This window comes from Weissella paramesenteroides (assembly GCF_036327715.1).
Classification (GTDB): Bacteria; Bacillota; Bacilli; order Lactobacillales; family Lactobacillaceae; genus Weissella; species Weissella paramesenteroides.
In genome coordinates, this window is sequence record NZ_CP130559.1 from 190,135 (window position 1) to 212,693 (window position 22,559).

20 protein-coding genes and 1 riboswitch are annotated in these 22,559 nt (G+C 37.4%); of the genes, 12 read left to right on the forward strand and 8 right to left on the reverse strand.

Features of this window, described 5'->3' with window-relative positions; genetic code table 11:
- Positions 1–2: 2 nt before the first annotated feature.
- Together QRX23_RS00920 and QRX23_RS00925 are read left to right on the forward strand one after the other, a co-directional pair.
- Complete coding sequence (locus QRX23_RS00920) at positions 3–689, forward strand: MIP/aquaporin family protein (RefSeq protein WP_277361709.1); 687 nt, start codon at positions 3–5, stop codon at positions 687–689.
- Positions 690–888: 199 nt separating this feature from the next.
- Positions 889–1,206 (forward strand): MazG nucleotide pyrophosphohydrolase domain-containing protein, encoded by a 318-nt coding sequence (locus QRX23_RS00925; protein ID WP_330155609.1) that lies wholly within the window; start codon positions 889–891, stop codon positions 1,204–1,206.
- Positions 1,207–1,334: 128 nt separating this feature from the next.
- Here the strand turns inward: QRX23_RS00925 and QRX23_RS00930 are convergent, their stop codons facing one another.
- From QRX23_RS00930 to QRX23_RS00955, 6 genes are all read right to left on the reverse strand, one after another.
- On the reverse strand, positions 1,335–3,086 hold the full coding sequence (locus QRX23_RS00930) for a hypothetical protein (RefSeq protein ID WP_330155610.1): 1,752 nt from the start codon (positions 3,084–3,086) through the stop codon (positions 1,335–1,337).
- Between the two features lie 99 nt (positions 3,087–3,185).
- Entirely contained in the window at positions 3,186–3,686 is a 501-nt protein-coding gene (locus QRX23_RS00935; RefSeq protein WP_330155611.1) for a GNAT family N-acetyltransferase, read from the reverse strand.
- A gap of 54 nt (positions 3,687–3,740) precedes the next feature.
- Positions 3,741–4,112 (reverse strand): hypothetical protein, encoded by a 372-nt coding sequence (locus tag QRX23_RS00940; protein WP_330155612.1) that lies wholly within the window; start codon positions 4,110–4,112, stop codon positions 3,741–3,743.
- A 264-nt stretch (positions 4,113–4,376) separates the two neighbouring features.
- Positions 4,377–4,799, reverse strand: a complete 423-nt coding sequence (locus tag QRX23_RS00945) for a cytidine deaminase family protein (RefSeq protein ID WP_002828802.1) — start codon at positions 4,797–4,799, stop codon at positions 4,377–4,379.
- A 62-nt stretch (positions 4,800–4,861) separates the two neighbouring features.
- Positions 4,862–5,593: an alpha/beta hydrolase gene (locus QRX23_RS00950; RefSeq protein ID WP_330155613.1), complete on the reverse strand. Its 732-nt coding sequence runs from the start codon at positions 5,591–5,593 to the stop codon at positions 4,862–4,864.
- Positions 5,594–5,648: 55 nt separating this feature from the next.
- Positions 5,649–6,557 carry an ArsR/SmtB family transcription factor gene (locus QRX23_RS00955; RefSeq protein ID WP_330155614.1) on the reverse strand — a complete coding sequence of 303 codons (909 nt, stop codon included), beginning with the start codon at positions 6,555–6,557 and terminating at the stop codon, positions 5,649–5,651.
- A gap of 217 nt (positions 6,558–6,774) precedes the next feature.
- On the opposite strand from QRX23_RS00955, the gene QRX23_RS00960 reads away from it, so the two are divergent.
- From QRX23_RS00960 to QRX23_RS00985, 6 genes are read left to right on the forward strand one after another with little or no spacing between them, the layout of a single operon-like run.
- On the forward strand, positions 6,775–8,037 hold the full coding sequence (locus QRX23_RS00960) for an extracellular solute-binding protein (RefSeq protein ID WP_330155615.1): 1,263 nt from the start codon (positions 6,775–6,777) through the stop codon (positions 8,035–8,037).
- Between the two features lie 30 nt (positions 8,038–8,067).
- Complete coding sequence (locus tag QRX23_RS00965) at positions 8,068–8,991, forward strand: carbohydrate ABC transporter permease (RefSeq protein ID WP_330155616.1); 924 nt, start codon at positions 8,068–8,070, stop codon at positions 8,989–8,991.
- Positions 8,992–9,011: 20 nt separating this feature from the next.
- On the forward strand, positions 9,012–9,854 hold the full coding sequence (locus QRX23_RS00970) for a carbohydrate ABC transporter permease (protein WP_330155617.1): 843 nt from the start codon (positions 9,012–9,014) through the stop codon (positions 9,852–9,854).
- Between the two features lie 9 nt (positions 9,855–9,863).
- Entirely contained in the window at positions 9,864–10,235 is a 372-nt protein-coding gene (locus QRX23_RS00975; protein WP_140837267.1) for a hypothetical protein, read from the forward strand.
- Positions 10,236–10,253: 18 nt separating this feature from the next.
- Entirely contained in the window at positions 10,254–12,095 is a 1,842-nt protein-coding gene (locus QRX23_RS00980) for a glycoside hydrolase family 2 protein (protein WP_330155618.1), read from the forward strand.
- A gap of 49 nt (positions 12,096–12,144) precedes the next feature.
- Positions 12,145–13,251 (forward strand): ABC transporter ATP-binding protein, encoded by a 1,107-nt coding sequence (locus QRX23_RS00985; protein ID WP_330155619.1) that lies wholly within the window; start codon positions 12,145–12,147, stop codon positions 13,249–13,251.
- Between the two features lie 89 nt (positions 13,252–13,340).
- On the opposite strand, the gene QRX23_RS00990 is transcribed toward QRX23_RS00985, so the two are convergent.
- Positions 13,341–14,351 carry a LacI family DNA-binding transcriptional regulator gene (locus QRX23_RS00990; RefSeq protein WP_140837263.1) on the reverse strand — a complete coding sequence of 337 codons (1,011 nt, stop codon included), beginning with the start codon at positions 14,349–14,351 and terminating at the stop codon, positions 13,341–13,343.
- Positions 14,352–14,472: 121 nt separating this feature from the next.
- On the opposite strand from QRX23_RS00990, the gene QRX23_RS00995 reads away from it, so the two are divergent.
- From QRX23_RS00995 to metK, 4 genes are all read left to right on the forward strand, one after another.
- Entirely contained in the window at positions 14,473–16,518 is a 2,046-nt protein-coding gene (locus QRX23_RS00995; protein ID WP_330155620.1) for a beta-galactosidase, read from the forward strand.
- A gap of 14 nt (positions 16,519–16,532) precedes the next feature.
- Positions 16,533–18,434 (forward strand): glycoside-pentoside-hexuronide (GPH):cation symporter, encoded by a 1,902-nt coding sequence (locus tag QRX23_RS01000; RefSeq protein ID WP_330155621.1) that lies wholly within the window; start codon positions 16,533–16,535, stop codon positions 18,432–18,434.
- A gap of 174 nt (positions 18,435–18,608) precedes the next feature.
- Positions 18,609–20,138, forward strand: a complete 1,530-nt coding sequence (locus QRX23_RS01005) for a coiled-coil domain-containing protein (protein WP_150191388.1) — start codon at positions 18,609–18,611, stop codon at positions 20,136–20,138.
- Between the two features lie 84 nt (positions 20,139–20,222).
- A riboswitch (SAM riboswitch) is annotated at positions 20,223–20,310 on the forward strand.
- A gap of 91 nt (positions 20,311–20,401) precedes the next feature.
- The gene (gene metK / locus QRX23_RS01010) at positions 20,402–21,595 is read left to right on the forward strand and encodes a methionine adenosyltransferase (RefSeq protein ID WP_330155622.1); all 1,194 of its coding nucleotides are present in this window, start codon (positions 20,402–20,404) and stop codon (positions 21,593–21,595) included.
- 77 nt (positions 21,596–21,672) lie between these two features.
- Here the strand turns inward: metK and QRX23_RS01015 are convergent, their stop codons facing one another.
- Positions 21,673–22,446 carry a sulfite exporter TauE/SafE family protein gene (locus QRX23_RS01015; protein ID WP_330155623.1) on the reverse strand — a complete coding sequence of 258 codons (774 nt, stop codon included), beginning with the start codon at positions 22,444–22,446 and terminating at the stop codon, positions 21,673–21,675.
- Between the last annotated feature and the right edge of the window lie 113 nt (positions 22,447–22,559).

Genomic DNA, 22,559 nt, shown 5'->3' on the forward strand with positions numbered 1-22,559 from the left:
AAGTGAAAAAGAAGATTTTTGGGGAAGTTTTTGGAACAGCATTGTTGGTGTTTTTTGGACCTGCTTTAGTCGTTATGGGTGGATATAATGACTTATTAGGACCTTCAATTGGTTGGGGTGTTTCACTAGCCGTCTTGGTTTATGCTTTTGGACCATTGTCTGGGGCACACTTTAATCCAGCTGTGACATTGATGATGTTTTTAACAAAGCAAATGAAGGCGGCTGAAGCAGTTGTCTATGTTATTGCACAATTAGTCGGTGGTCTTATTGGTGGATTGTTTTTGACTTTAACTTACAAAGCTTACCTCAAAGGGGCAGGCTTAAGCTGGTCAACAGAAATAGCTAAGAATAATCTGAATGGTACGGTATTTCCTAATATATCTGCCGGTATGGCTTTTCTGGTCGAGGTAGTTTTGACCACAGTATTGTTAGTTGTTATCTTGGTATTAAACAATGAAAAGACAAAATCATATAATTTACAAGCACCAATTGCAGTGGGGCTAACAATTGCTATTTTGGTCTTTGCTGCGGGTAACTTAACTGGTGCATCAATGAATCCGGTTCGTTCGTTATACCCAGCATTATTTGCTGGTGGATTGCCAATGAAAGATTTGTGGGTCTACCTCACAGCACCATTTGTTGGATCAATTGTTGGGGCATTGATCGATCGTTTTATTATGAACGATTAGTGGGTTGTGTTTTGAAGTATTAGAAAATTTTGATTAAATAAAAAGCCTGTGTCTGATTGTGTTCAGACACAGGCTTTTCACTGTTACTGTTTGAAAAATTTTAGAACCATAATAAATGGCGATTTTTTAATAAAGTTTCCTATAATGTTAGAATATTAAGGACGTGTTGCGTAGTATTTGAGCATTAGGAGGGAATCTTTTGTCTTTAAATGAACATCAAACATGGCTAGTTAACTTCTATAAAAAACGTAATTGGTATCAATATTCAGCGTTTATTCGATTAAATTTTTTGACTGAAGAGGTAGGAGAACTTTCTAGATCCATCAGAGCTCTAGAAATTGGTAGAGATCATCCAGGAGAAAGTGAGCAGTCAACCAGTGATGCAAAAGCCAATTTAAAAGAAGAGTTAGCGGATGTTTTAGATCAGGTTTTGATTATGAGTGCAAAATTTGATATTGATCCGCAAGCTTTACTTAAGCAAAGTGAAAAGAAATTAGAGCAAAGGTTTAATGAATGATAATTAAATAAAGTCGACATCATTTAACATAGCCTCAGTTCTGGAAGGGTAAGGATCCAAAAAATCTAAGCTATTTTTGTCCCAACCTCCTGCTATTTTAGTTAATGGTTTAATTTGTCTTCAGCATCTTAATGAAACCGATACCACCGCCAAATCCAATGGGTGCCGTATGCACCGAGTACTAGCCAGCTAAGAGCTGCCAACCAAAGTAAACCACTGACCCAGGTGGGGGTCTCGTATTTAAGAATCAATTTATTGTTTCCTTTGTGACTCCAAACAATGGGCGCGCTGATACGTGTCCTGCCATATTGCGATCGGTTGAGCGTTTTACCATTTAGCGTTAACAACGAATTATAGTATGTTACAACAGGAATCACAGCCTGCGACTGCGTTGTTGCGCGCCACTGAACCTCGAGGCGACTACCGTTGCGTACCATGAACTTGTAAGATTTGTGGTGCTTGAGAACCTGTTGTTCATAGAGACTACCAGGACTGTTCGATTCATTTTTAAACGTGTGTGTTAGAGGTAAGTAGTCACCGCTATGCTTTTCTGCTAGCTGTAATAGGATTCCAGGATGTTGACTGTTCAATGCCGCGCGCAGTTGTTCTGGTGAACGTTTGGTCAACGATGTCCCACCCAAATGCCTGAGCACACGATGATGCTGAATTTGTTTGCTTGTTATTGCAATTTGACGCACATTGATCCCGATGAGCAATCCAGTAACCAATATTGCGCCAATCATAACCAATTTTTTTTGTCGTATTGGTCGAATCGGCTGTGAAAACGTCAATGCCAACCCACAAAGTAGCAATGGGTAAGCCAAAACGGTCAGCCGCACAGGAAATTGGAGCATTGATGAGAGGCCCGGCACTGATCGGGACACCAGCTGCCATGGAAATAGCAAAGTGGTCATCCAAAGTACAGTAAAGCCTAGACCGCTGATAAACCAGTTCATTTTGGAAGGGTGTTTACGTTTCGCTACCAGAAGACCTAACTGGATGGCAAATATTAAGATTAGCAACCAGTTCACTGTTTGCCGTTTATCCTCAAGCCAAGTCATTTGAAGGGTGTTATGTACCAATGATGAGGTGTGGGGCATTGCTAGCGAATTATGGCTATACAGAGACAACATTGCACCCCAGACATTCGCGGACAATAGCAACGTAATTCCTACTGCAATGGTGGTATCCCAGATCATTTTCGACCGTGAGTTGGCGTGGTAGAGACCAACTAGCCAAAATGGTATCAGAATCAAGAAGGCCATCAGCGTACTCAGAACATGGATTTGACAGAGAACTGCCATTAAAAGGGCAAGCTTTATCGGTTGCATTGGCCGGTCATGTTGTTTCACCATAACCACACCGCAAGCAATCACGGAAGGCAAAATGGCTGCCCCAATTCCGCTCATGTTTTGATCTACTCCCCAGCGTGGCAACCAGCCGACATTGACAAAGATCAGGGCGGCAAGCAAGCTAGGATTTCGTCGTGCACCAGCTATTTGGGCCAGTCGAAACATACTCCAGCCGCTGATGGCGTACACCGCAAACGTTGAGACTAATTGAAACCGATACCAGTTTCGGCAAATTATTAACAATAACCCCGCAATATAAGCGAAGTATGGACCATAGACGGCATTGATCACTCGACCACTCTGTTGAAAACCATAGTTCATTTGAAAATAGCTAAGTTTTAGATTACTAATTTGTTTTGCGGTTTCGTAAAATCGGTTAAAGTGGAAAATACCATCAGTTCCGACAATTGTACTGCCAGTGATGAGCTGTGGTACAAGAGCAAGCAATGCCATTAATACAATAATTGAAATGGGAAACCAGCGTTGGTACCACCAACGTTTAACTATTGTTATGAAATTCCCTTCCATATAATGTCTTTCAGAAAATAATTATCTATATTGTTTAGAATAATTAATTAATCTCAAACATTCCTTTAATGTGAGGATGGATATCTTTACATAATTGACTTATTTTAAATAGATACACATTGCTTGGTCCTTGATTTCTCCTAACTTTGTTTTATCTATTCTAGGTTTTCCAATTATTTTGAATCCCATTTTGCTATAAAATTTTATAGCAGGCACATTATTATAAAGCACCCATAGAAAAACAGAATGGTAACCATGTTGCCTTAAGTTATTTAATGCCTGTTTTAGAAGTTGTGAACCAGCTCCTATATGTTGGTATTCAGAATCGATATATATTGAATATACCTCACCGTAGTTCGAGAACATATCGGATCTCGATGGTCCAAAGCTACAAACACCAATTATTTTTAAATCGTTTTCTGCAATAAGGGTATTTTGCCATCTTTTTTGTGGTGACCAAGTATGTTCGCTTAATTGCGTAAGTAACTTTTGTGACAATAAATTTTTATAAGCACTTTTCCAAGTTTTTAAATATAGCTTGGAAATTTCAGAAAAGTTTTCATTTTTTCTACATGGTCTGATAGTTATGCTTTTAGTCATTGAAACTCACCTCATTCTCCATAAAAATACAGCTAATTTGTTTTCAGAATAATTTTATCTATTGTTTTTTGAGTCAATTAAATTCATGATCAAGCTCATCATTGCAGCTATGAAGATAGCTACGGCACCGGTAACAATGAAAGACGTATAATTAACGTAGCTACCATCAAAGAACATTTCAACTGAAAGATAGGTAAATGTTACTAGAAAGGCAGCAAAAACTCTGACATACTTAGAGTGAAATAACTTGGTTATTATCCAAGAGACCAAGTAGAATCCAGCAATGAAAAATACTGAATCCATGTCATTAAATATTTGACGACGTTGGATGACATTTAGCAGTATTTTAAATAGAGCCATCAAAACTGTTAAAAAGAGTAAAAAATACAAGGGATTATTTTTCAATAAATTATCAAATTTTTTCATGCATGTTCACCCTCTTTCCATGTTTTAATTATAGTTACTTCGTCCCTAAGTATTATAAAAAATAGCTAATTATGCAAAGAATGTGTTTGTGTGGGATACTGGTGAGGTTTAGAAGTTTGCTGGAACAGCAATTAATAAAATTTATAACAGATAAATGCACCCATTAACTTCCGGACGGTTAATGGGTGCATTTTTATTAAGAATTGAATTGAGCAAGTACTAATTAATACACAGACCACCTGTTATAAAACTATTTTGCAATGACTAAGCTTGGCGAGATAAACCCCACCAATTTGGTATTAATTTTTCTAAAGTAGTAGTCTCTTTATTTTCGTAATCGACTAATATTTCGGTGTCTTTATTTTTTGAATCCAGTTGCATTAGAAATTCGCGACAAGCACCGCAAGGTAAACTATTATTTTCATCTGCAACAGGTGCCTTGTCTCTAAAAGCGATTAGGCGTTTGATATGAGTTTGACCACTGTTAGTGTACATATTAAGTGCTGCTACTCGTTCTGCACATAAGTTACAAACACCACTACAACTTTCGATACAAAAGCCGGTAAAAATTTCACCATTTTCAGCTTCAATGGCACTAACAACATTGTGTGCGTAAATAAATGGTGTGACATCCTCTGGATGGTATTCTTTCTTTGCTGCTGTATACATTTGTTCCCATATATCCATTACTATTTCCCCACTAAATAAAGTTATGTCTGACGACTTCAATATATCTTCTTAAATTTTAATTAATTATTCGCTTGTAATGGTAACCAAGCAAAAACTTTTTTAATTTCATCATCCCAGAAAAACCAATCATGATCACCAGGTGTGACTGAGTATGTTTCATTGATGTCTAATGAGTTCATGAAACTTGTGAAATTATCATTGGCAACACGCATAAAATCATGATCACCAATTGATCGATACCACTGCATTGCTTGTAATTGCTCCTTTGGTGCAGCCAGTGCCAAATCTTCTAGATAGCTTTCAGGTAATTTTGGACCAAACACACGTGAAATATCAGACATAATCGGAATGATATCGCGCAAATCAACAGCAGGAGATAATGCGGCAACTGCACTAAACCACTCGGGATGACTGAAAGCCAACTTTAATGCGCCAAAACCACCCATAGAATTTCCCACCACAAAGTTTTGTTCACGTGAAGTGCTCAGCGGGAACATATGCCGTATTTCTGGCATGAATTCTTCAGTTAAATAAGTCCAATATGGTAAACCATTGGCTTCATCCATGTAAAAACTGCGATTAACATTTGGCATGATTACTGCAACTTGATATTGCATGGCAAGATTTTCAATACTTGTAAAACGTTCCCAACAAGTACCGTTTTCTCCTAGTCCATGTAGTAACCAAATGGTAGATAAGGGCTTGTTTGGTAAGACATCTGGCAAGATAACACTAGCCTTTAAGTGTTCCTGTAAAGTTGTTGAAAAACGTGTGATGTGAATTAAAGACATTGTTTTTACCCCTAAAAATAATTTAATTGTATTTAGAAATAAACGATAGTTCGTTTTATTCAGAATAGTAGACGTTAGCTTTGATATTTTGACGATGATTACCAAAGTGTTCACCGAAAAGTGTTAGACCACCATAAGTATCTTTTTCGATTGGCAAAACGGACATTTTTAAAGCTAATCGTTTGCTGTCTGATAAATGTAAATCACTGATTTTAACATCTGAAATGCTCTTACTATCAACAGAAGTATCCAGTTCGCCAATCCGAAGATGTTTAAGTAGACCATATTGACTAAATTTTTCGGGCCACCAGTCAGGTGTGTAATTTCCTTGCACATCAGAATAATTACCTGGCAATTCAGTTTCACCAACAAAGGTATCGTTGATCCAAAAGCCGATTTTAGAATGCCAATTATTATTAGATAGTGGGAATTCACTCGCCATTTCTAACTCAAATTCAATCATCTCAATTTTACCGTCCGCAGGTAACTCATTTGGAATAATATATTCAATTGTTCCTTGTGTGAACCACAAGATTTGTGAACGAAAGCGTTCAACAGAGAAAAACGCATTGACGTCATCCATGCTGCCAATAATTGCATTTTCAGATGATAAGCCACAAGATGGCATGACCTGATTAATGGCAAAGTAGTTACCAATAGGAATATCATAAGTTTTTTTATAATACTCTGGGAATATTTTTTGTGGAAAATGAATATTAATCTGATCAATATTCATAGTGGGGTAGCTTTTTCGATTATCAGCATCCTTCTTAAAACTAATAATGTTGGCTTTTTCTAAAATGTGTAAATTTTTAGAGATAGCCGCTTTACTGATATTCATTCTTTGGGCTAATTCTGTTGCGGTAATTGTTTCGCTCGAAATGATTTCAAGGATTTCTAGTCTAACCTCAGAATCTAAGGCTTGATACACACGCAAAGAATTTGGACTGATATCGATGTCCATGTAATTACCTCCGTTATAAAAGCAGTTAACTTTTGCGTTAATTATTATAAAGCCGATTATCCGTCTAAAGTCGATAGTTGTCAATATAATTAACCGCTTTCAATACTGATTCAATAGTATTGACAGCGCTTTCATAAAGCGTGATAATTCAGTCATTGGGATGGTTAATAATAATGTTAATCATTTAACAATGTAGATTTATTAAGAGGGGTTATTTATGAAAAAGGCACAAATTTTTGGGGCAACAATTGCATCATTTTGCCTATCATTTGGGCTAACAGAAGTGTTTAATCCAGTAATTCATGCAGATTCCAATAAAGAAATTGTTTTTTGGAATCCATTCACTGGGCCGGATGGTACAAGTATGCAAAAGTTAGTGAATCAATATAATAAGACGAATCCTGAGTACAAGGTGAAGAATGTTTCACTGACTGAATCAGATATGTATTCAAAGATTCCGACTATTGTTAATTCTAAGAAGGGGGTTCCTGATCTACAGATTGTGCACGTAGAGCGTATTAAGGATTATGTGCATAATGGGCTACTCGATGATTACAATCCTTACTTAGGTGATTTTTCTGATATTAATAAATCAAACTATGTACCTGAAGCATGGGAAAACGGTGCTTACCAGGGCAAAAGATATGGTGTGCCGCTAGACATACATACAACCTTCATGTATTACAACAAAAGTTTAGTCAAAAAGTATGCACCACATGCTCTTGATGACAATATTGTGACTTTTGATGAAATTAAAGCGGCTGGTGAGAAGTCACAAAAAGATGGCATCACTGGTCTAGGATTAACATGGTGGAAGCCAAGTTTCCTATCACTGTATGGGCAACTAGGTGAGGAACTAACCAAGGATGGTAAGAATCCGAATTTAGATAATAAAAAATCTCGACAGGTTATCCAATTATACAAGGGGTTACATGATCAAAAGGTGACATCTCAAGATGGTCAAGACCCAATGCAATTGTTCTTAACGAACAAAGAAATCTTCTTCCCAGAAGGTATTTGGATGAATAATCAAATTAAAGAATCTGATGTCAAATATGGGGTAACGAATGCACCACAATTATCAGATGATCCTGACAAAATGGTTAACTGGTCATCAAGTCACCAATTTGTGTTATTAAAGCAACCTAAGCGTGATAAAGCAAAGACTGAAGCGACCTTACAGTTTATTAGCTGGGTACGTACACATTCATTAGAGTGGGCAAAGGCAGGTCAAAATCCAGCAACATTGGCTATTACTGAGGATAAAGAATATCAAAAGATGCAACAATCATTCTTGTTGACTGATAAGACTGAGCAAAAATCATTACGGATATTTAATTATCGTTATAACGGGTACTTAGCTGATTACTTAGATCGATATGCCTATGATGCAGTCTTTGGCAAGACAAGTATTTCAAGTTATTTGAATAAACTACAAAATACTGTACAAGACGAAGTTGATGCACAAATGGCAGATTAGTCAAAATATATTGATAGGAGTGAAACACAAATGGCAGATATTCCTTTTAAGTCGGGAAGTACTAGTACGGATCGAAAAAAGTCGCGGCGCTCACATGGGAAAAGCCTTCCTATATTGTATTTGCTACCGCATTTAGTTATTTTCACAATATTCTTTTTTATCCCATTGATTTTTGGAATCTATATTGCGTTTACAAAATGGGATTTGGTTCGCACGCCTGTATTCGTCGGTTTTGATAATTTCAAAACGATATTGTTCTCAAATTCAATATTTCATGACCAATTAACGAGTGGTTTGTGGCATACGATTTTGTTCGTGTTGATATCGGTACCATTCTGTATTTTAGTACCACTGCTATTAGCGGTTGTGCTAAATACAAAACCAGCGTTCGCAAAATTTTTCCAAGGGTTGTTCTACTTACCAAGTCTATTTTCAATCTCAGCGGTTGTTATTGTTTGGTCACTAATCTTCAACCCTAACTATGGTCCATTGAATACACTATTCCATTTGAACCAAGTTTGGACAGGAACGCAACCATGGGCATGGATGACGATTGTTATTTTGACCGTCTGGTGGACAATCGGTGGCAATATGATTATTTACCAAGCAGCCTTAAATGGTATTCCACAAGACTACTACGAAGCAGCGGATATTGATGGTGCTTCACGTTGGAAGAAATTTATTCACATCACGTTACCAAGTATTCGTGGACAATTGTTATTTACGATTGTGACAACAACCATTGCACAGTTTAACATTTATGGACAACCACTAATGATGACCAACGGTGGACCAAATGGATCAACGACTGTATTGATGATGAATGTGCAACAAAACGCCTTTGGATCTGGACAATCGTTAGCGGGTATCTCATCAGCTATGGCGGTCATCCTAGGTATCTGTATAACAATCGTTTCAATGGTTCAACTATTTCTTCTAAGAAATAAAGATTAATGCGGGAAGGTGAGAAGATCATGAAAAATAAGAAACAAGGGTCAGTTCAGTGGTTATCGCTCATTTTCCTAATTGTATTAGGGATTGTTTGGGTGACACCATTATTGTATGGTGTCATGTCATCATTCAAGAGTAACCTTGAAATGCAATCAGTTGGGTTTAAGTTTTTGCCCATTCACTGGATATTTACTAACTACACACGTTTACTAGAAAACACAGCTAATACACCAGTCTTTCGCTGGTTCTTAAACTCAATTGTTATTTCTGGTGGGTCAACGATTTTGGTATTAGTCGTCACATCACTTTCGGCATTTGCGTTTTCACGGTTACGCTTCCGTGGCCGCAACGCCTTGTTCATGTTCCTACTATCAACAATGATGTTCCCAGCAGTCATGAACATTATTCCACTATACAAAATTATGACAACATTGGGTTGGGCAAACACCCCATGGGCGATGATTTTTCCAGCAGCGACAGGGATATTTAATATCTTCCTAATTCGACAATTTATGGATAACATCCCCATCGCGTATGATGAAGCCGCACGAATTGATGGTGCCAGTGATTGGCAAATCTTTAGAATTGTTATTCTACCATTGATTAAACCAGTTTTGTTCGTGGTTGCGCTATTTACCTTTACGGGAACATGGAATGACTTCCTATGGCCATCAATTGTGTTCTCAGACATTAACAAGATGCCAATTACGCCAGGACTAAAGTTATTGCAAGGTATGTACGTTGCGGATATTCCAACTTTGATGGCAGGTGCTATTATTGCGATCATTCCAACGTTCATCCTATATTTGGTTGCACAGAAGTACTTCTTGCAATCAATGTCCTTGTCAGTAGGTGTGAAAGGATAGTAGTTAAATATGTTAGATAAGAAATGGGATAAAAGATTATTGATTATTTGTGCAGCTTGGCAATTTATCGATGGCGCAATCACGATTGTTTTAGGCTTTTTGAATATGACAAAAATGAATGACATTGGTAAATTGGTACCAATTAGTTCATTTAATGGTCTCATTGGCACGATGTTCATCTTAGCTGGATTAACGAATTTATTAATTGCCTATTATTTCTTGTCACAAAAAGAAATTAACAAGTGGATCATGCCAATTCTAGTGACTGAAATTATTATTTCATACTTCTGTATGGATATTATTGCAGTCGGTACCTTGGTGCCAGCCACAATTATCATTAGTTTAAAGAAAAAAAGACAAAGTTTAGCAAATACGCAGTAAAAGAAAGCGAGAAAAAGTATGTACCGTACAGAATATCCTGAACCGCAATTTCAAAGAGAGCATTGGTTAAATTTAAATGGTACTTGGCAGTTTGCCTTTGATGACCAAGATTTAGGTGTTAAAGAAGATTGGTACCAACAACATGATTTTAACCAGACAATTGAAGTGCCATTTGTTTATCAAACTAAGTTGAGTGGTATCGATGATCAAAGTGAACATAGTGTTGTTTGGTACCAACGTCACTTTACCGTAGATGCTTCAGCTGATGAGGCAACGATCTTGCATTTTGGAGCCGTTGATTTTGAAACAGATGTTTGGGTTGATGAGCAACACATTGGTACGCATGTGGGTGGACATACTAGTTTCTCTTTCGATATCACTGACCACGTTAAGGCTGGTGAAGATCATGTCTTAACGGTTCGTGCTAAAGATCCGGTTCGTGATGAAGAGCTTACGCGCGGCAAGCAAAATTGGACAGGCGAAAGTGCTGGTATTTGGTATACCAATACTACCGGTATTTGGCAGACTGTTTGGCTAGAAATGAAACCATTAACTAATTTGACAACGGTTAAATATGTGACGGATATCGACAAAGGCAATGTCAAAATGACTGGTGAGATTGCTAACTTTATCCCTGGTACACAAGTTGTTGCTGATATTAAATTTAAAGACCAACAATTAGCTAAAGTTGCTATTTATCCGGAAGAAAGTTCATTTGAGTTGAGCATTAATGTATTAGGAAAACATATCTTCCGAATGGGATATCACAATGAAGGGTGGTTATGGTCACCAGAACATCCTAATTTGTTTACTGTTGATTTTGAAACGACAGCCCCAGATGCACAAACGGACCACGTATCATCATACTTTGGTATGCGTAAAATCCATACGTCAAAGGGGATGGTTTACTTAAACAACCGTCCTTATTATCAAAAATTAGTTTTGGACCAAGGTTATTGGCCAGATGGTTTGCTAACCGCACCAAATGATGAAGAATTCAAAAAGGATATTACCTTAGCGAAGGAAATGGGCTTTAATGGTGCAAGATTACATCAAAAAGTTGAAGACCCTCGTTTCCTATATTGGGCAGATCAACTAGGATTTATTACTTGGGGAGAATGTGCAGCTGCACCAGTCTTTACGCCGAAAGCTGAGACAACCTTGTATCAGGAGTGGTTAGAGATTATTGAAAGAGATTATAACCATCCATCAATTTTGACTTGGGTACCAGTTAATGAAAGTTGGGGCGTGCCACAGGTACACATTGATCGACAACAACAACACTTTACACAAGCTTTGTACCATATGATTCATTCATTGGATTCTACAAGACTTGTACAATCTAATGATGGTTGGGCACAAACAGAAACTGATATTTGTGCCGTTCATAATTATGCGCATGGTACGAAAGATGATTTGGAAACGTATGATTATTACACTGAAACATTAAGTTCATGGGAGAAAATCATTCGTAACCCGCCAGTATGGGATATTTTCGCTGATGGTTTCACTTATAAAGGGCAACCAATCCTACTCACTGAATTTGGAGGGATTGGTTATAATAAGCAAGCACCTTCAGAAGGCTGGGGTTACACAGGGGCAAAGTCTGATGAAGAGTTCGTGAGTGAGTATCAAAGAATTATGCATGCTGTTAGTCAATCACATTGCTTGTATGGCATTGTCTATACGCAACTGGCCGATACAGAGCAAGAAGTTAACGGACTATTAACGGTTGATCACGAACCGAAAGTCGATCCAGCAATCATCAAAAAAGCAAATGACTTTTTCATTCGTTCGTTTGTTGAAACGCCACAAAAGGATCAAGAAATTGTTGATATTCTAGAAGACAACTTGGACTAAAACAAAGGGTTTAATAAGAAAATATAAAGAAGGATAGGGTGACGTTCTAATGGCTCAAATAGCACTGGATCACATTTATAAAAAATACGAAAATGCTTCAGATTATTCGGTGACTGATTTTAATTTGCAGATTAAGGATCGTGAATTTATTGTTTTCGTTGGTCCGTCAGGATGTGGTAAATCGACGACACTACGAATGATTGCCGGTTTGGAAGATATTTCAGAGGGTGATCTAAAAATTGATGACAAAGTCGTTAATAATGAGTCACCAAAAGATCGTGATATTGCGATGGTATTCCAAAATTATGCTTTGTATCCACATATGACGGTATATGATAATATGGCATTTGGTCTTAAGATTCGTAAATATGATAAAGCTGAGATTGATAAGCGCGTGAAGGATGCGGCTGAAATTCTTGGACTAAGTGATTATCTAAAGCGTAAGCCAGCCGCTTTGTCTGGTGGTCAACGACAACGTGTTGCTTTGGGACGTTCAATTGTTCGTGACGCACCAATCTTCTTAATGGATGAGCCACTATCTAATTTGGATGCTAAGTTGCGTGTATCAATGCGTGCTGAAATTGCAAAGTTACATCAACGATTGAATACAACAACTATTTATGTGACTCATGATCAAACTGAAGCGATGACGATGGCTGATCGCATTGTGATTATGAAGGACGGTAAAATCCAACAAGTTGGTACACCAAAAGAAGTTTATGATAATCCAGCAAATGTATTTGTGGGTGGATTTATTGGATCACCAGCGATGAACTTCTTTAACATTACTTTGAAGGGCGATAAAATCACTGATGAAGGTGGTAATTTTGAGCTCGAAGTGCCACAAGGTTGTGCCAAAGTTCTTAATGACAAGGGTTACCAGAGTAAAAAGCTAATCTTTGGTATTCGTCCGGAAGATTTGCACACAGAAAATGCCTTTTTGGAAACGTTCCCTAATGCAGTTGTCTCGGCTAAAATTGTCGTTTCAGAGTTGCTTGGCGCAGAGTCACAACTATACAGCAAAATTGGTAATACAGAAGTTGTTGCTAAGGTAGACGGACGCGATTTTAAAGAAACAGGATCAGAATTGAAGCTTGGCTTTGATTTGAACCGTGCTCATTTCTTTGACCCTGAAAGTGAAATGGCAGTTTATTAATTCAATAAATCATTAATCGCTTTATATAAAAGTAGCACTATGGACTCCGATTTGATTGGGAGGACATGGTGCTACTTTTTTGTATAAGGTTATTGAAACTTTTTAAAACTATCACGATAAATCAAAGTTGGTGTAATCAAAGTTGATGTTTGCATTGTGCGGTTAAAGGAAATCATATCATCAAGTTTATCAAAACCAGCGGACACTAATTGTTGCATATCAATATGAAATGTTGTTAGTGCAGGCTGAGTATATGCAGCACTAGCACTGTCGTTGATGCTGATAATTGCTAGCTTTTGAGCTAAATTAGCGTCTAGTTCATTTAGTGCATTAAGGACACCGATTGCTAGTGAATCAGAACTGATGAACAAGGCATCTAGTAGTAGGCCATCTTGCATTGCATCACCAATTGTTCGACCAATTGCTAAACCACTAGACATTGTAAAATCATGGGCCTGAAATAATAAATCAGCATTATATAAAGCAGCATCCGTCATAATATTTTTAAAATAATTCAAGCGACTGTCAAGCCGAACAACTTGATTATTTGGAACGTTCGTCGACCAATATTGTCCAGTGACAATACCGATATTCGTAAATTTCCGATTAATAAATAAATTTACTGCTTTTGTCGTGGCATATTCTAAATCGGGTTGAACAGAACTAAAGTATTCAGGATCAGGATTGCTATCAATAAATATGATGTGGGAAAAATTTTGATGTAGTTGTTGTAGTTGAAAGGTATCAAAGTAACCAACAGCTAGAGCACCATCATAATCTTTAGTATCTGACGTATCCGGATTCTTCATAAATGTAATATCAATATATTCTCGATTCGCATATTCAACAATGCAGCGACGTAAATCATAATAATAAACATCTTCGATTTCATGTTGTGGGTTTAGACTGAAAAAAACGGCAATTTTATATTTCTTTTTAAGCTCTTGTGGTCGCAATGGATAGTGTAATTTTTTGGCCGTTTCCAATATCTTGATACGTGTGCTTTCTGACACGGATAATGTTTCATCGTGGTTTAATAACCGTGAAACAGTGCTTTGAGAAAAGCCTGCAACTAGTGCAATTTCTTTAATTGATGTCATGGCTGCATTCCTTTATAAATTATTGGTAAATAATTTTACTAACTAACACTATATCAGTTTAAGAAAACGCTTACAATAAAAGTTGTCATTGAAATTATTAAAAAGATACTAGAGGTTAGAGATGAAAGAAAAAACATCGTTTGGACATGGTGGCGATTATAATCCTGAACAATGGCTAGACCATCCGGAAATTATTGCACAAGATTTTGAATATTTTAAGAAAGCACATATCAATACCATAACGGTTGGTATTTTTTCATGGGCGCAATTGGAGCCAAGTGAAGGAATTTACCAATTCGACTGGTTGGATGATGTTTTTGATCGGGCAGAAAAGCAGGATATAAATGTGATTTTAGCAACGCCAAGTGGTGCACGTCCGCGTTGGATAGCTGATAATTATCCTGAGGTACTCCGAGTTGATGAAAATGGGCAACGAAATTTATTTGGCGAACGGCATAATCATTGTTATACCAGTCCGGCTTATCGAGAAAAAGTTCAAACAATCGATCGTAAATTAGCGGAGCGATATGGAAAGCGCAAGAACTTAGTACTTTGGCACGTTTCTAATGAATTTGGGGGGGCATGTTATTGTGATTTGTGCCAGAACGCTTTTCGTACTTGGCTAAAACAGAAGTATCAGACATTAGAAAATTTGAATAAAGCTTATTGGGCAACGTTTTGGAGTCACACATATACGAGTTGGGACCAGGTTGTTGCGCCATCTCCTCGTGGTGATCAAAACTTATTGGGCTTGAATTTAGACTGGCATCGTTTTGTTTCAGATCAAACGATTAATTTTTATGAAGTTGAGGCGAAGATACTCCGAGAAGTAACCCCGGATATTAAAATCACAACGAACTTTATGGGTGGAAACCCTGATGATGAACATGTTTTCTTTGATTTAAACTATCAAGATTTTGCCAAGCATGTGGATGTTGTTAGCTGGGATTCGTATCCAAATTGGGGAACGGATGCAAAAAGTTCAGTTGAATTGGCCATGAATACAGCGGCAATGAATGATGTCATGCGTAGTTTAAAGCATGATAATTACATGATTATGGAGAGTACACCGTCTCAGGTGAATTGGCATCCTTTTAACCGTCCCAAAGCACCAGGTATGCACCGCATGGGTGCTTTGCAAGAAGTGTCTCATGGGGCCAATGCAATTAATTATTTCCAGTTGCATCAATCACGTGGTTCATCGGAAATGTTCCATGGTGCTGCAATTGGTCATGATTTACGTGATGACACACGTATTTTTAAAGAGGTTACACAAGTTGGTGAGAATTTAAACCAGTTGCAACCAGCTTTAAATACGAAAGCTCGTCAAGCAAAAGTGGCTATTGTGTATGATTATGACAATATGTGGGCATTAAGTGATGTTCGTAATTATGCTGCTGAAACAATTAAATATTGGCGAACAATTCAGGAACATTATCGATATTTCTGGGAACACGATGTACCAGTTGAATTTATTAGTACAGCTGATGATTTAACAGCCTATAAGTTGGTGATCGATCCGATGCACTTTATGATGACTGAGGCATTTGCTGACAAATTACGGGCATATGTAGCGCAGGGTGGCACCATCGTTGGTACTTATATCACGGGTCAAGTTGATGATCGATATCTTGCCTTTCTAGGTGGTTGGCCAAAAGCGTTACGTGCTGTTTATGGTGTTGATCCACTTGAAACGGATACATTATATCCAACGCAACAAGTGGCAGTAGTAGATGGAAAGAAAAAATTCCAAGCACGCGATTACGCAACCGTACTATCAGTTGGTCGTGCAACAGCAATTGCGAACTATGCGAGTGAATGGTATGCCAAAACGCCTGCAATAACACAAAATAAATATAAGAATGGTCAAGCATATTATATTGGTGCACGTTTTGACAGTGATTTTATGGTAGCTTTTTATGACACATTGGTAACGCAATTAGACTTGAAAGAAGTAAATCTTATCCATAAAACGGATGCAGCGGTTCATATTAATGTGCGTCTTAATGAACAAAAAATTTATTATTTTGTTACTAACTTCAGTGATGAAGAAAAAACAATTACGGTTAATACACCAATGCGGGATTTGCTAACAGGCACGGTTATTAGCATTGGAACATATGATGTGGCAGCGTATGACACTAAAGTATTGGTTAAAGAAGGTTAATAGAGGAAATTATTATGAGCAAGATTAGTTATAAGGAGCGCATAGGGTTTGCGTTAGGTAACCTAGGGCATTCAGCTTTTTATGGAGCATTGAGTACATATTTTATTGTGTATGTGACGTCAGGAATGTTTGCGGGTGTTGAAAAGTCAATTGCTAATAAGCTGATTGGTTTAATTACGACGCTTGTTGTTATTATTCGTTTAGCAGAAGTCGTTTTAGATCCAATTTTAGGTAACATTGTTGATAATACACGTACTAAATATGGTAAGTTCAAGCCTTGGCTTTTAATTGGTACGATTGTCAGTGCAATTTTGTTGATTATTTGTTTTACTGGTGTATTTGGATTATCAAAGGTTAATTGGTTATTGTTTGCAATTGCCTTTGTCATTATTTTCGTCGCTTTAGATATTTTCTATTCATTTAGTGATGTGGCTTATTGGGGGATGGTACCAGCCATTTCCGAAAATAGTCAAGAACGTGGCGTTTTCACTGTTCTAGGTAGTTTTACTGGAACAATTGGTTGGAATGGTTTAACAATCATTGTTGTGCCAATTACAACGTACTTTACTTATCTAGCGACTGGTAAGCATGAACAAGGAAATGCCGGTTGGCTAGCATTTGCGATTATTATATCTTTGGTGGCTGTTCTATGTGCACTTGCTACGGCATGGGGAACGAAGGAAAAAAATAATATTATCCGTAACTCAGCCAATCAAGAAAAAACATCAATTAAGGATGTCTTTGTGGGGATTGCTAAGAATGACCAGATGCTCTGGACATCATTAGCTTATCTGATGTACTCTGTTGCTTACGTTGCCACTAATGGTGTATTGTTCTACTATTTTAAATTTGTTCTTGATAAGCCAAATCAATTCTGGATTGCTGGTGTTGTGGCTACAATTGTTGGTTTTTTTACAGCGCCACTTTATGGTATTTTGAATAAATTTATTCCACGTAAAGTATTGTATACTATTGGTCAAATTTCAATGATTTTGTCGTATATTATCTTTTTGACGGCACATGACAATCCGGTACTGATTACAATTGGCTTGATATTATTTAATTTTAACTACGCACAATTAGTTACTGTGCTAACACTGACTGATGCAATCGAATATGGACAATTGCATAATGGTATTCGAAATGAAGCAGTAACATTGTCAATCCGACCATTGTTGGATAAAATTTCAGGTGCATTTTCGAATGGTATTGTTGGTTTTATTGCGGTGGCAGCAGGCATGACAGGTTCTGCAACTGCTAACGATATGACATCAAGTAATATTCATACCTTTGAGTTGTTCTCATTCTACACGCCATTAACATTGGCAGCATTAGCTTTGATTATTTTCCTGTGGAAGGTAAAACTATCCGAAAAAGTGCATGCTGAAGTTGTTGATCAGTTGGAAGCAAAACTAGCAACTGAAAATATTACTATACCCGTAGATGCGAGTGCAATCAAACATCAAGACATTATTGCACCAGCTGATGGAGATTTAACAGCATTGGAAACATTAAAGCAAACAAATCAAGATTTGGCTTTGTTCCATGGTGTTGGATATGCAATCGAACCAACAAAGGGCGAAGTTTATGCCCCATTTGATGGGAAGATTCGTTTCACTTTCTCGACGCAACATGCATTTGGTATTGAATCTGATAATGGTTTGTCAGCTATTATTCATGTGGGTATCGGTACTGTTAATTTGCGCGGTGAAGGATTTAATTTGCACTTCGTTGATGGACAAGAAATTCATCGAGGTGACTTGTTAATGACCTTTGACAGAGAGATTATTCATGATAATGGATATGATGACACAATTATTATGTTCTTTGTTGATCCTAAACGAATTGAAGAGTTCGAAGTAAATAGTGGCACTATCAATCATGGCGATGATTTGCAGCCAGTGACATTTAAATAAACTAATTGCAAACAGTGAAGCTGATTCTTAAGACTAAGGATGGCTTCACTTTTTTTGTAAATAAAGCAAAGCTAATTTTTTAATTTTTGTATAATTTTGTGTCATGAAAAATATTGTTTTCTGAAACGAAACAAAGTAACATTTGACTATAATTATCTGATGAAAGGTTACTTTATGAAGCTTAATAAACAACACATAACAGAAAAGAAAGAGCAAGTAGTCACTGATATAAAGAACTTTGAGAGTTTTGTAAAAAAGATTTATACCAGTGATAGTTTATTATCACGTCAGCAATTGCATAAATTGAACCAAACTAGTCAAATCATGCTAAGACCTTTGCAGTCACAATTGGATGATAAATTACCCACACAATCATTTAATTTAAGTTTAATTCGTTATAAAAATGATTTGCGGGTGCGACAATTACAGGTCGTTTTGCCAACTGGTGAAGTAACCAATATTCAAAAATTTTTAAAGCAATTGAATTTATTATTATTAGGTAAAATTTTGGAAAGCGATTTCTATCAAAATATTAAATTAACTGTTGTGTCCAACGTACAGATAGAAACAGCTGACAAAATAAAGCGAGCTAACCAGTCGTTGAAGCAACGTATTCGACAATTAACTGACGCAAAAATTCAATTAATGGAGCAATATGACTGTACCCAGGTAAAGTTGGCACAGCAGGCAAAACAATTGATTATTAGAGAAAAGCAGAATGAGAAATTACAAACAAAGATTAAACAACTTGAACAGACAATTCTGGATTGCCGATTTGAATTTGAAAAACAAAAAACAGAAATGAGTACACTTCGTGAACAAATCCGGATTAAACAGACAAAACAAAATCGTCAAAAAGTAGTCAAGCAGATTTCAAATATCAAACATGTTTGTCCAAAATTAGATGATAAATCCTTCAAAGAAGAAATTGCATCCTTAAAACAGAAATTCTCAGAGGTGCAAGCAGAATTACGTTTGTACAAGAAGCGAAGCCATCCTGATGCACCAATTAGCCGTTCAGAGAGAATTCGACAGTTAACCAGTGAATTAAATTTTGCATGTGTTGAAGATTATCACCCATTGCTTCGTCTGGTGCACAAATATAATGATTTAGTTGCGGAAGATTTGACCTTATGGCAGCAAATACAGGGTCACTTTGAAAAAATTGATGAATGCTGGCGATTTATTGATCAAAATGGGCAAGTGTATGCATTGTCTGATATATCTTTAAATGGTATTACACAAGATTCACTGACAACAGACTATTATTACTCTGCTCGACAACGTTCTGATACGGGATATGTGATGATGATTCGTCAGCTAAACAAGCGCGTCATTGATCAGCAACCGACACAGGAGGAAACCGAAACTACTAGTCCAATACTGTCCTTGAAGAAACAGGTATTGATTATCTCTTGGTGGGGTGAGACAGTTAAAAATGCCACGAAAAAGTTAAATCATTTAGGTATCGATGTCGTCTGGTTGGATCCATCAGATGTTAGTAATGATAAAATTATGCATGAAATGCAAAAAGCGCAATATGATTTTGTACTAATTGTTATGCGTGGTGCGCATCATGAAACGGTTACTGCAGCGCATCGGCTGCGACGTTCAGGTAGACAAATCAAGGTTGCAAATAACCCCGGGGCAAGCGCAATGTTTGATTATGTAAGTGGTGCACTGGGGTTAGCTGATGAATGCTAGTTAAGGACACTTACTAAAAATAACTTGCGGAATAATAAAAAAATCAGTATTATAGGTTAAGTATTAAAAAGTAAATAACTCGACATCCTATCAAGAGTCAGGGAGGGACTAGACCCCGTGAGCTGACACCAACTACCGTAACGGTGATGTGGTAATTTCTAGCAGATAGGCGCATATCGACTAAACCCCGACGTGCCGCCTATGTGTGGTCGCCGGGGTTATTTATTTTGATTTTCGTTAGCAAAGGAGATATTTAATAAATCATGTCAGAAAAGCGTTTATTTACGTCAGAATCCGTTTCAGAAGGTCACCCAGATAAGGTGTCTGATCAAATTTCAGATGCCATTTTGGATGCCGTTCTAAAAGAAGATCCACAAGCACGAACAGCCGTTGAAACATCTGTCACAACTGGATATGTTAATGTATTTGGTGAGGTATCAACGACCGCATATGTGAATATTAATGATATTGTACGTAAGACCTTGAAGCGTATTGGGTATGATGATCCCGATGCTGGTTTCTTGGCTGATGATATTCATGTGGGTATTACAATTGATGAGCAATCACCAGATATTGCCCAAGGTGTTGATTCAGCTATTGAACAACGTGAGGATGGTGGCGTTGATCCGCTTGACCAAATTGGTGCTGGTGATCAAGGTTTGATGTTTGGTTTTGCAACCAACGAAACTGATGAATATCTACCACTATCAGTTGTTTTGTCACATAAGTTAGTAAAGAAGCAAGCAGACGTTCGTCGTGCAGGTATTTTGGATTACCTATTGCCTGATGCAAAAGCTCAAGTAACTGTCGAACTTGATGAAAATGATAAGCCAATTCGTATTGATACAGTTGTTTTGTCAACACAACACCGTGCATCGGTATCATTGGAGCAATTACGTCGTGATGTACGTGAGTTAATTATCAAGCCAATCCTACCTGCAGATATGGTTGATGATGAGACACGTTATTTGATTAACCCAACCGGTCGTTTTGTTATTGGTGGACCTAAGGGCGATGCTGGTATGACGGGTCGTAAGGTAATCGTTGATACATACGGTGGTTATGCACGTCATGGTGGTGGTGCTTTCTCTGGAAAGGATGCTACAAAGGTTGACCGTTCAGCTGCATATGCAACGCGTCACATTGCCAAGAACATTGTGGCTGCTGGTTTGGCTGAAAAGGTTGAAATTCAAGTTGCCTATGCCATCGGTGTGGCAGCGCCAGTTTCAGTTAACGTCAATACATTCGGTACTGGTAAGGTATCTGATGATGATTTGGTTGTCGCTATTCGTGATTTGTTTGAATTGCGTCCAGCTGGTATTATCGAAGACTTGGATTTGCGTAAGCCACGTTATGAAGCCACTGCTGCCTACGGTCACTTTGGTCGTCCAGAATTGGACTTGCCATGGGAGCGTTTAGACAAGGTTGATGAATTGAAGGCATATTTTAATAAATAAATTGTAATAAAAAAGGAGCTGTGAAAATTTATTTCACAGCTCCTTTTTTTAGAGTAAGTCATTCATGGCAGGTATCATTATTTAAATAGTAATGCGAGTCCCATTATCAAATTTCCTAAAATAAGCAAAGCATCGACAATCTGATTGTTTTGTGATTTTGATTGTTTAGCGATACTAATTTTGAGCAAATTTGCACCTAAAGTGGCGCCTACGATAGCGCTACCAGCAAGTATACTAGCGAGTAGCCAATCAACAGAGCCACTTGTTGCTCTTGCAATAAAACCGACCAACGAAATACCAGATAAAACAAATACTGATGTGCCAACAGTTTGAAATGTTGTGCAACCAAGAAGTGTTAAACCAGCAATAATTGTTGTTGTACCACTCGTGCCAACTGATCCGGATAATAAGCCGCTGATAATACCAAAAAAGCTGGTTTGACAAAAGGTGTATTTGTTACTGTGGTAGACTGATTTAACAAGTTTGACAGGTTGCCTTTTTTTAATTATCATCAAGACGGTTAGCAAGATGATGATACTACCGATTAAGCGGTTGTAGTGATTTGTGGGGATATCATTAGAAAAGTATGATCCAATTAATGCACCGATAGTGCCCCAACCAATCATGATCCAGCCAATTTTAAAATTTATGTTACCTGATTTAGCATGTAAACCACTACTAATGGCTGCTACTGGGAACATAGTTGCTAATGAAGTAGCTGTTGCAACAACGGGAGAGACGTTAAAACCTAAAGTTAGGATACTAACATAGAGTGCCCCAGCGCCACCTCCTGTGATAACAGTGAATTCTCCCATGATTACACCAGCGATAACTAGATATAAAAATGACATATTTTAATTTCCTATCCTTATATAATTTATATTGTACTTAAAATTATAAAAAAATATTAATTAGAAACAACCAACAATGTGCACTGTTTTGTTGGGAGACGTGAAATCAGAAA